At 62.0% G+C, this 10,800-nt stretch carries 9 protein-coding genes; 1 reads left to right on the forward strand and 8 read right to left on the reverse strand.

Annotation, left to right across the window (positions count from 1 at the left end):
• Positions 1-6: 6 nt before the first annotated feature.
• Positions 7-600, reverse strand: a complete 594-nt coding sequence (locus FS767_RS01680; protein WP_058639595.1) for an aminodeoxychorismate/anthranilate synthase component II — start codon at positions 598-600, stop codon at positions 7-9.
• 369 nt (positions 601-969) lie between these two features.
• Between FS767_RS01680 and estP the strand changes: the two genes are divergently transcribed.
• Positions 970-2,850, forward strand: a complete 1,881-nt coding sequence (estP, locus tag FS767_RS01685) for an esterase EstP (protein WP_144963978.1) — start codon at positions 970-972, stop codon at positions 2,848-2,850.
• A 220-nt stretch (positions 2,851-3,070) separates the two neighbouring features.
• On the opposite strand, the gene trpE is transcribed toward estP, so the two are convergent.
• The 7 genes from trpE to FS767_RS01720 form a co-directional block, all read right to left on the reverse strand.
• On the reverse strand, positions 3,071-4,552 hold the full coding sequence (gene trpE, locus FS767_RS01690) for an anthranilate synthase component I (protein ID WP_058639597.1): 1,482 nt from the start codon (positions 4,550-4,552) through the stop codon (positions 3,071-3,073).
• A 69-nt stretch (positions 4,553-4,621) separates the two neighbouring features.
• The gene (locus FS767_RS01695) at positions 4,622-5,440 is read right to left on the reverse strand and encodes a phosphoglycolate phosphatase (protein ID WP_144963979.1); all 819 of its coding nucleotides are present in this window, start codon (positions 5,438-5,440) and stop codon (positions 4,622-4,624) included.
• Positions 5,437-6,111, reverse strand: coding sequence for a ribulose-phosphate 3-epimerase (gene rpe, locus FS767_RS01700; protein ID WP_058639616.1), 675 nt, complete (start codon positions 6,109-6,111; stop codon positions 5,437-5,439). The genes FS767_RS01695 and rpe overlap by 4 nt, the downstream gene beginning before the upstream one ends.
• A gap of 154 nt (positions 6,112-6,265) precedes the next feature.
• Positions 6,266-7,093 (reverse strand): ABC transporter permease, encoded by an 828-nt coding sequence (locus FS767_RS01705; protein WP_023532438.1) that lies wholly within the window; start codon positions 7,091-7,093, stop codon positions 6,266-6,268.
• A gap of 11 nt (positions 7,094-7,104) precedes the next feature.
• Positions 7,105-8,352, reverse strand: a complete 1,248-nt coding sequence (locus tag FS767_RS01710) for an ABC transporter permease (RefSeq protein WP_058603050.1) — start codon at positions 8,350-8,352, stop codon at positions 7,105-7,107.
• Between the two features lie 60 nt (positions 8,353-8,412).
• On the reverse strand, positions 8,413-9,447 hold the full coding sequence (locus tag FS767_RS01715) for an ABC transporter substrate-binding protein (protein ID WP_058603049.1): 1,035 nt from the start codon (positions 9,445-9,447) through the stop codon (positions 8,413-8,415).
• Between the two features lie 41 nt (positions 9,448-9,488).
• Positions 9,489-10,613: an ABC transporter ATP-binding protein gene (locus FS767_RS01720; RefSeq protein ID WP_144963980.1), complete on the reverse strand. Its 1,125-nt coding sequence runs from the start codon at positions 10,611-10,613 to the stop codon at positions 9,489-9,491.
• Positions 10,614-10,800: the final 187 nt, after the last annotated feature.

Below are 10,800 nucleotides of genomic sequence, written 5' to 3' on the forward strand. Positions count from 1 at the left end.
CATTCCTTAGCGGTGGCCGCCAGTCTGCTGGAGGAAATTGGCGAACAGTTCATGGCCCTGCTCGGTGAGTATCGACTCGGGGTGAAATTGCACGCCCTCGATATTCAACGTCTTGTGCCGTACACCCATGATCTCGTCGACCGAGCCATCTTCGTGTGCGGTCCAGGCCGTCACTTCCAGGCACTCCGGCAGCGTCTGGCGCTTGATCACCAGCGAATGATAGCGGGTCACGGTCACCGGATTGTTCAGCCCGCTGAACACGCCGAGGTCACGATGGTGGACCGGGCTCGTCTTACCGTGCATCACCTGGCGTGCACGCACGACATCGCCACCGAACGCCTGGCCGATGGACTGATGGCCCAGGCACACCCCCAAAATCGGCAGTTTACCGGCGAAATGAAGAATGGCTTCGATGGACACACCGGCTTCGCTCGGCGTACAGGGCCCAGGCGAAACGACGATGCGCTCCGGCGCGAGGGCTTCGATCTGGGCGATGGTCATTTCGTCATTGCGAATGACCCGCACATCAGCCCCTAACTCGCCCAGGTACTGGACGACGTTGTAAGTGAATGAGTCGTAATTGTCGATCATCAGTAACATCGGATGAAACCTCTTGAACCTACTGACTTCATGATTCGAACCTTCCTGTAACTGTCGCAGGCGCAACTTTGCCGCTTAAAGACGTTGAGACAGGAAGGCAAACAGGGGCGGGCCGGATGGACCGGCAGAGGATAAAGTCAGGCGCGCCAACGCCAACGGGCGTGGGCCTTGATAACGCGCATCAAGAGTTTGCTGACGATCAACACAGGGTAGGTCTCGCTCATACGTCTCGGCACAGTAGCCTACCGGGGCGGCGGGCGCAATATGCCCGTAAACACTGGGAAACGAATGGCATCAGGTGCGATGCGCGGCGTTTTGCTAAGGTCGATGGAGTTGTCCTGATAAAAACAAAGAAAAGGATGTTTATCGATGCTCAACGTACCATTATTGCGCGTCACCGCCGCCTCACTGGCATTGGCCTGCGGCCAGGCATTTGCATCTGCTGACCCGTACGCTTCACTGATCGTATTCGGTGACAGCCTGAGCGACGCCGGCCAGTTCGCAGGCCTTCGCTTCACCAACCGCAATGCCGATGGCAGCTATGCACCTGTGTCGCCGATGATCCTGGGCGCTCGCCTGGGCCTGGACGCCAATGCGCTTGGGCCTTCCACATCGCCGGTCAATCCGGCGCTGGGCCTGCCCGATGGCAACAACTGGGCGGTTGGCGGCTATACCACCAAGCAGATCCTGGACTCCATCACCACTACCTCCAGCACGGTCATCCCACCCGGGCGCCTGGGCGCGGGCCTGGTGCTTCGGGAAAAACCTGGCTACCTGGCCACCGGGCTTCGCGCCGATCCCAATGCACTGTATTACGTGACAGGCGGCGGCAACGACTTCCTGCAAGGCCTGGTCAACAGCCCAGCCGACGCCGTGGCTGCCGGCACACGCCTGGCCGCCAGTGCTCAGGCCCTGCAACAAGGGGGTGCCCGCTACATCATGGTTTGGCTGTTGCCTGATCTTGGCCAGACGCCCAACTTCAGCGGTACGCCACAGCAAAACCCCCTTTCGTTGCTGTCCGGTGCCTTCAACCAGGCACTGCTCAGCCAGCTCAGGCAAATCGACGCGCAGGTCATCCCCCTGAATGTCCCCCTATTGCTGAGCGAGGCCCTGTCCCACCCCGCTCAGTTCGGACTGGCCAGCGACCAGAACCTCGTCGGTACGTGCTATAGCGGCGAAAGCTGCGTCGGCAACCCAGTGTATGGCGTCAACGGCATCACGCCAGACCCCACGAAGCTATTGTTCAACGACGCCGTGCACCCGACCATTGCTGGCCAGCAACTGATCGCCGATTACGCCTACTCCGTTCTGGCCGCGCCTTGGGAGCTTACCCTGCTTCCCGAAATGGCCCACGCCAGCGTCAGCGCTCATCAGGATGAACTGCGCAGCCAATGGCAGGCCCCTTGGCAAGCGGTCGGTCAGTGGCAGCCTTTCATCGCCGCTGGTGCGCAAGACCTGGACTTCGGCGGGCAACGCAGTGCCGCCAGCGGTGACGGCCACGGTTACAACCTGACTGTCGGCGGTAGCTACCGGGTCGACGATGCCTGGCGGCTGGGGCTGGCTGGCGGCGTGTACCGGCAGAAGCTGGAAGTGGGCAGCCATGATTCGGACTACACACTCGACAGCTACCTGGCCAGTGTCTTTGCGCAGTACCGCCAGCACCGCTGGTGGGCAGATGCGGCATTGACCGTCGGGCACCTGGATTATGACGATCTGAAACGCACCTTCGCGCTGGGGGTGAGCGAGCGCAGTGAAAAAGGCGATACCCAGGGCGAAACATGGGCCGTGTCTGGCCGACTGGGCTATAACCTGGCGCCGGAAAGTGCCCGCTGGCAGCTGGCGCCATTCCTGAGCGCTGACTATGCCAGGGTCAAGGTCGATGGCTATGACGAAAGGAGCGGTCGCGCGACGGCGCTGCGGTTCGATGACCAGGAGCGCACGTCACGACGGCTGGGCCTGGGCCTGCTGGGTAGCGTGCAGGTATTGCCTGCTACCCGAGTATTTGCCGAGGTGGCTCAGGAGCACGAGTTCGAGCATGACCAGCAGGACGTACGCCTGAAATTCACCGCTTTGCCAGCCAACGATTTCACGCTCGACGGCTATACCCCCCATAGCAACCTGACCCGAGCGAGCCTTGGGGTGAGCCATGAAGTGGTGGCAGGTGTGAATGTGCGTGCCGGCTACAACTGGCGCAAGAGCGATGAGCTCAAGCAACAAGGTGTGAGCCTTGGCGTTAGCGTGGATTTCTAGCAACGGGCCAGCCTGAAATTAACGGGGCCGCTTCGCGGCCCATCGCCGCACAAGACCGCTCCTACAAAACCCTTTGAGCCTACTAACTCAGGCATTACGCGGGCAGTGTAGGAGCGGTCTTGTGCCGCGATGGGCCGTGAAACGGCCCCAACGATCTTAAGTGAACAGCATTACGCTCATACAGGGGCTCGGACTGCGTCACCCCTCAAGCAACCGCCACCTACCGAGAAGTGGTCTGTTCGGCCAACGCCACCGCACGGAACATGGCCCGACGCTTGTTGATGGTCTCTTCCCACTCCAGCGCTGGCACCGAATCGGCAACAATGCCACCGCCGGCCTGTACGTGCAGCTCTCCATCCTTGATCACGGCCGTACGGATGGCGATCGCCGTATCCATGTTGCCGTTCCAGGCGAAGTACCCCACAGCGCCGCCATAAACCCCGCGCTTGACCGGTTCCAGCTCATCGATGATCTCCATCGCACGGATCTTGGGCGCCCCGGACAGCGTACCGGCAGGCAGGATGGCCCGCAGTGCATCCATCGCCGTCAACCCTTCGCGCAACTGGCCGGTGACGTTGGAAACGATGTGCATGACATTGGAATAACGCTCGATCACCATCTTCTCGGTCAGGCGCACACTGCCTGTAGACGATACGCGGCCGACGTCGTTGCGCCCCAGGTCGATCAGCATCAGGTGCTCTGCAATTTCCTTGTCGTCCGACAGCAAATCGTCTTCCAGCGCGCGATCGGCCTCCTCCGTCGCACCGCGTGGGCGTGTACCGGCGATGGGGCGCACCGTGACCAGGTTGTCCTCGACCCGTACCAGCACTTCGGGCGAGCTGCCGACGACATGAAAGTCCCCAAAGTTGAAGAAATACATGTACGGCGTCGGGTTGAAGCAACGCAAGGCGCGGTAGAGGTCGATGGGTGCTGCCTTGAAGTCGATGGACATGCGCTGCGACGGCACCACCTGCATGCAATCACCGGCCAGGATGTATTCCTTGATACGGCCGACGGCATGCTCATAATCGTCACGCGTGTAGCTCGACCGGAATGCAGGCTCGGCTGCCTGAGGCCCGCTCAGGTCCAGCCCGCGGCGTGGCGTGATGGGTTGGCGCAGCGTTTCGAGCAGGCTTTGCAGGCGCGCCTGGCCTTGCTCATAGGCCTGTTCCTGGGCAGGGTCTACCAGCACGATGGCGTGCATCTTGCCAGCCAGGTTGTCGAATACCACCACCGCATCAGAGACCATCAGCAGGATGTCCGGCACCCCGAGAGGGTCCGGGTTGGGGCTCGCGCCCAAGCGCTTTTCAACGTAACGCACGCAGTCGTAACCGAAATAGCCGACCAGTCCACCGTTGAAGCGTGGCAGGCCGGGTACGTCGGCCACGTTGTAGCGCTGCTTGAAGGTTTCAACGAACGCCAGGGGGTCCTCGACGTCATGGCTTTCGACCTCGACGCCGTCCTGCAGGATGGACACGTGGTAGCCATGCACACGCAGCACGGTCCGCGACGGCAGACCAATCATCGAGTACCGCCCCCATTTCTCGCCGCCCTGCACCGATTCGAGCAAGTAGGAATTGGGCTGGTCAGCCAGTTTCAGGTAGATCGACAGGGGCGTATCGAAGTCGGCCAGGGTTTCGCAGGCCAGGGGAATGCGGTTATAGCCGGCAGCGGCCAGGCGCAGGAATTCTTCGCGGATCATGAGTAGCCTCGTGGCAAACAGCATTGGTTCGGGCAAACGGATGGGCCGGCATACGCCGGCAGGCAGGCGTCAGGCGCGCCAACGCCATCGGGCCAGGGCCTTGATGACTTTCATCCAGAATTTGCCGGTAACCGCCACGTTGGACCCTTTTTGGTCTGAGGCTTGAAGGTCCGCCAACGTTATCCCAGTGGCAGGGTCTACGCAACCGGGCAACAAAGCCCGCAGGTCATCGATCACAAGGCTGGGCGATTCCTCTTCGATGGGCCGCCCGTGATTGTAGCCATAGGTCAGCCCGACGCATTGCACGCCGGCTGCCTTGGCTGCCAGCACGTCGCTGCGCGAATCGCCAACGAACAACGCTTGCTGCGGGGTTACGCCGGCCATCTGCATCACGAACAGCAACGCCGCTGGGTCCGGCTTCTTCTGGGCCAGGGTGTCTCCGCCGATGATCCAGCGGAAATAGCTGCCCAGCTTCATCTGGTCCAGCAAAGGCCCCACGAAGCGCTCCGGCTTGTTGGTGATCAAGGCCATTTCCACACCGCGCTTGCGCAGCCAGCGCAAGGTGTCCTGCACGCCTGGATACACGACTGTCAGGTCGTGACTTTCGGCGTAGGCGTCCATGAACAGTGCCAAGGCATGTTCGGCCAGGGCATCGTCCACCCCGGCGTGATCGATATCACCCGCCAGAGCACGGCGTACCAGCACCTGCGCGCCATTGCCCACCCACTGGCGCACGGCATCGAGGCCAGCGGCGGGTCGGCCGAGTTCGAGCAGCATACGGTCCACCGCTGCGGCCAGGTCCGGGACGGAGTCGACCAGGGTGCCATCCAGGTCGAACATCACCAGCCTGGGCAGCGCTCCTGGGAACAGCTGCTCGAAGCCGCTCATGGGCGGGCCTGTGCCAGTTCGCTGCGCATCTGGGCGATGACCTGCTGGTAGTCGGGGGCGTTGAAGATCGCCGACCCGGCCACGAAGGTATCGGCACCGGCGGCGGCGATCTCACGGATGTTCTTCACGTTCACACCACCGTCGATTTCCAGACGAATGTCGCGGCCGCTGGCGTCGATCAGCGCGCGCGCCTCACGCAGCTTGTCGAGCGTGCCCGGAATGAACTTCTGGCCACCGAAGCCTGGGTTGACGCTCATCAGCAGCACCATGTCGACCTTGTCCATCACGTATTTCAGTACGTCCAGGCTGGTGGCCGGGTTGAACACCAGGCCGGCCTTGCAGCCGCCGTCCTTGATCAGTTGCAACGAACGGTCGATGTGCTGGGTCGCTTCCGGGTGGAAGGTGATGTAGGTGGCGCCGGCCTCGATGAAGTCGCCGATGATGCGGTCCACGGGGCTGACCATCAGGTGCACGTCGATCGGCGCGGTCACGCCGTACTTGCGCAGCGCGCTGCAGACCATGGGGCCGATGGTCAGGTTGGGGACGTAGTGGTTGTCCATCACGTCGAAGTGGACGATATCGGCGCCTGCGGCCAGGACATTGTCGACCTCCTGGCCCAGGCGGGCGAAGTCGGCGGAAAGAATGGAGGGGGCAATAGCGTAGGGCTGCATGGCGCACCTGTTGGGCAGAATCACGGTGGCGCGCATTGTAACTCAGGCAAAGCGGTGAAGGCTGATTGGTATCAACGCATGTCGAGCAGCGGTTGCAACAGGTGCTGGCTTGTCTGCCGCCGCACGGGCTGACAAGCCAGCACAGACAGCGCTGTCAGGCCGGCTGCTGGGTGCGCAGTTTCTCGCTGCGCCCCCGCAGCCATTCCAGGGTCAGCAGCAACACCACCGAAAAACCGATCAGCAGGGTCGCCGCAGCCGCAATGGTCGGGCTCAGGTTCTCGCGAATGCCACTGAACATCTGCCTTGGCAGGGTCGCTTGCTCTGGTCCGGCCAGAAACAAGGTCACCACCACTTCGTCGAAGGATGTGGCGAAGGCAAACAACGCCCCGGAAATCACGCCGGGCGCGATCAACGGCAAAGTCACCCTGCGAAACGCCAGCAGCGGCGAAGCACCCAGGCTGGCAGCCGCGCGCACCAGGTTGTAGTTGAAGCCTTGCAGCGTCGCCGACACGGTGATGATCACGAACGGCACACCCAACACCGCGTGCACCAGAATCAGCGAGGTGAAGCTGTTGCCAAGGCCTAGGGGCGCGAAGAACAGGTAGCTGGCCACGCCGATGATCACCACCGGCACCACCATCGGTGATATCACCAAGGCCATTACCAGGGACTTGCCGGGGAAATCACCGCGGGTCAGCCCGATGGCCGCCAGCGTTCCGAAGACCATGGCCAGCACGGTCGCCGCCGGGGCGACGATGATGCTGTTCTTCAAGGCCCGCATCCATTCGGCCGAGCCGAAGAAGTCCTGGTACCACTGCAGGGAGAAGCCTTGCAGCGGGTAGACCAGGAAGCTGCCGCTGTTGAACGACAGGGGCACGATCACCAGCACCGGCAGGATCAGAAACAGCAATATCAGGCCACAGAGAATACGCAGGCTGTAGAACCAGACCCGCTCGATGGGCGACATGTAAGGGCTCAGCATGACAAGGCTCCTCAGCTCAGGCGCAGGCGGCTGGCGCCGACCAGCCAGCTATAGATCAGGTACAGCAGCACGGTGGCCAGCAGCAGCAGACCGCCCAGCGCGGTGGCCATGCCCCAGTTGATGCTGGTGTTGGTGTAGAACGCCACGAAATAACTGACCATCTGGTCGTTCGGGCTGCCAAGCAGCGCAGGCGTGATGTAGTAGCCGATGGCCAGAATGAATACCAGCAAGCACCCTGCACCTACCCCGGCATAGGTCTGCGGGAAGTACACTCGCCAGAAGCTGGCGAACGGATGGCAGCCCAGGGAAATGGCAGCGCGCATGTAACTCGGGGAAATGCCTTTCATCACGCTGTACAACGGCAGGATCATGAAGGGCAGCAGGATATGCACCATCGAGATGTACACGCCGGTGCGGTTGAAGACCAGCTCCAGCGGCTGATCGATGATGCCCATGGCCATCAGCGCACTGTTGATCAACCCGCCGGACTGCAGCAGCACGATCCACGCGGCCACCCGTACAAGGATCGAGGTCCAGAACGGCAGCAGGACCAGGATCATCAACAGGTTGCTCTGGCGTGTCGGCAAGTTGGCCAGCAGGTAAGCCAGCGGATAGGCCAGCACCAGGCAGATGGCGGTGATCACCACGCCCATCCACAGGGTGCGGGTGAAAATATCCAGGTAGATGGCCTGGTCCGGCGTGGCCTTGGCCAGTTCGCCCAGATCGTCGATACGGTGGTCCAGCGACGCCAACAGATAGAAAGGTGTCAGGGTGCTGGTATTGCGGCGAATCGCCTGCCAATAGGCGGGGTCGCCCCAGCGCTCGTCCAGTGCCTGCAAGCCGTCCTTGTAGGAGGCAGGCTCGGCCTTGAAGGGCAGCGCCCGTGCGGTCTTGGCCAACAGGCTGCGGTAGCCGGCCAGCTCCATGTTCAAACGCTTGGACAGGTCACCCAGGGTCTGGTTCTTGCGCGATTCGGCCAAGTCTTGGCTCAACGCCTTGTAGACGTCCTCGCCAGGCAGGCCCTTGCCATCCCACTGGGTGATGATATCGACCGTGCGCGGCAAGCCGGCGACAACTTCCGGGTTACCGACGCTCTTGTACAACAAGGCTGCGATCGGCACCAGAAACACCAGCAGCAGAAACAGCGCCAGGGGCGCGATCAGCGCCTGGGCCTTCCAGCGGTTGACCCGCTCGGCGTGTTTAAGGCGCTGTTTGAGATTGGGACCGGCGCCTTCGTTGAGGGGCACTGCAATGGCCATGGCGAACTCCACGATACACACTGAAAGAGGGGCCGCCGCGCGGCCCCTTGCACTGGACGTTTACTTCTTCGCCGCCCAGGCGTTGAAACGTTGCTCCAGCTGCTCGCTGTTGTCCGCCCAGAAGGCCACGTCGATCTGCACCTGATTGGCGATGTTCTCAGGTGTGGTCGGCATGTCTTTCTTTACCTCTTCGGACAGCAGGTCGACCGCCTTGCTGTTGGCCGGGCCATAGGCGATGTTTTCGGAATACACCTTCTGCTGTTCAGGCTGCACGCTGAAGGCGATGAATTTCTTCGCCTCGTCGCTGTTCTTGGCGCCCTTGGGAATGGCCCAGGCGTCGAAGTCATAAATGCCGCCGTTCCACACCACCTTCAGGTTGCTCTCCTTCTGCACGGCAGCGATGCGCCCGTTGTACGCCGAACTCATGACCACGTCGCCCGAGGCCAGGTACTGCGGCGGCTGGGCGCCGGCTTCCCACCACTGGATGCTCGGCTTGAGCTGGTCGAGCTTCTTGAAGGCGCGGTCCACCCCTTCTTTGGTACCCAGCACCTTGTACACGTCCTTGGGCGCCACACCATCGGCCATCAAGGCGAATTCCAGGGTGTACTTGGCGCCTTTGCGCAGGCCGCGCTTGCCTGGGAATTTCTCGGTGTCCCAGAAATCGGCCCAGCTGCTCGGGGCGGTCTTGAGCTTGTCGGCGTTGTAGGCCAGCACCGTCGACCAGACGAAGAAGCCGACACCACAAGGCTGTATCGCACCTGGCACGTAGTCGGCCTCGTTGCCGAACAGCGCAGGGTCGAGCTCTTCGAACATGCCCTCGTCGCAGCCTCGGGCCAGTTCGGGTGATTCCACCTCGACCAGGTTCCAGGAGACACTCTTGGTGTCGACCATGGCCTTGACCTTGGCCATTTCACCGTTGTACTCACCGGCGACGATCTTGCCCTTGCCGGCCTTTTCCCACGGCTCGTAGAACGCCTTCACCTGGGCGGCCTTGTTGGCGCCGCCGAACGACACCACGGTCAGGTCCGCAGCCATGCTCTGGCCAGCGGCGAACAGCCCAAGGGCCAGGGCGGTCAGTTTCAACTGCTTGCGCATTTATTATTCTCTCCACAGTTCAGGGTTGGTGCTGCAAACCATCAATGGGCTTCGGTGATCGGATCCAGTGCACGGGCGTGTTCTACTTCCCAACCCAGTGGCACCACATCGCCCACGGCCAGGGCCGGGTCGAGTTCGGCGATGGGCTGCTTGACGAAGAAGTCGGCCTTGCCACACACCTCCAGACGGACGCGCACGTGGTCGCCCAGGTAGATGAATTCGGCCACGCGGCCAGAAAAGCGGTTGACGCAGTGCTCGCTGTGGCCATTGAGCCGTACCCGCTCCGGACGGATCGATAGGGTCACCGCTTCGCCTGGCCGGCCCACGTTTACAGCCAAGGCCTCGACCCGCTCGCCGCGCGCCAACTGCACCTGGCAGCGGTTACCGTCATGGGTGAGCAAGGTGCCGTTGAGCCGGTTGTTCTCACCGATGAAGTTGGCGACGAACGTGTTGCTGGGTGCTTCATACAGGGTGCGTGGGTCGGCGATCTGCTGAATCTCCCCCTGGTGAAACACCGCCACCCGATCGGACATGGTCAGCGCTTCACCCTGATCGTGGGTCACGTACACCACGGTCACGCCCAGGCGCTGGTGGATGTGCTTGATCTCCATCTGCATGTGTTCACGCAGTTGCTTGTCCAGCGCGCCCAGTGGCTCGTCCATCAACACCAGTTGCGGCTCGAACACCAACGCCCGCGCCAAGGCCACGCGCTGTTGCTGCCCACCAGACAATTGGCCCGGGTAGCGCTTGGCGAAGCTGTCGAGCTGAACCATGTTCAATACCCGTTTGACCCGCTCGCTGATGTCGGTCTTGCTCAGGTTGCGCACGGTCAGGGGAAACGCGAGGTTCTCGGCCACGGTCATGTGCGGGAACAAGGCGTAGTTCTGGAACACCATGCCGATATCGCGCTTGTGCGGGGGTACGTTGTTGATGGAGCGACCGGCCAGCTGGATTTCCCCGGCGGTGGGGGTCTCGAAGCCGGCGAGCATCATCAGGCTGGTGGTCTTGCCGGACCCGGAAGGCCCCAGCAGGGTGAGGAACTCGCCCTTGCGGATGTCGAGGTTGAGGTTCTTGACGATCAGCGACTCGCCGTCGTAGCTCTTCTGCACACCACGGAAGCTGACCAGCGTTTCGCCGGTGGCAGCGTTCGACTTCGCCTCGCTCATGCCTGCACCTTATTGTTGGATGACTGCGTGGGGCAAAGCGTAGAAGAGCCGCATCCCCCCGCAAATCGGGCGCCCAGAGAGAATGCCATCGTCCGGATGGAAGATTTGTTGTAGGGAACGCCCTACAAGCATGGCGCTTTCAGAACACAGGCCAACACAGGTCCAGGCGCTTGACTGCCAGCCCTTG

It is taken from the genome of Pseudomonas sp. DE0010, from assembly GCF_007680745.1.
Taxonomy (GTDB): domain Bacteria; phylum Pseudomonadota; class Gammaproteobacteria; order Pseudomonadales; family Pseudomonadaceae; genus Aquipseudomonas; species Aquipseudomonas parafulva_B.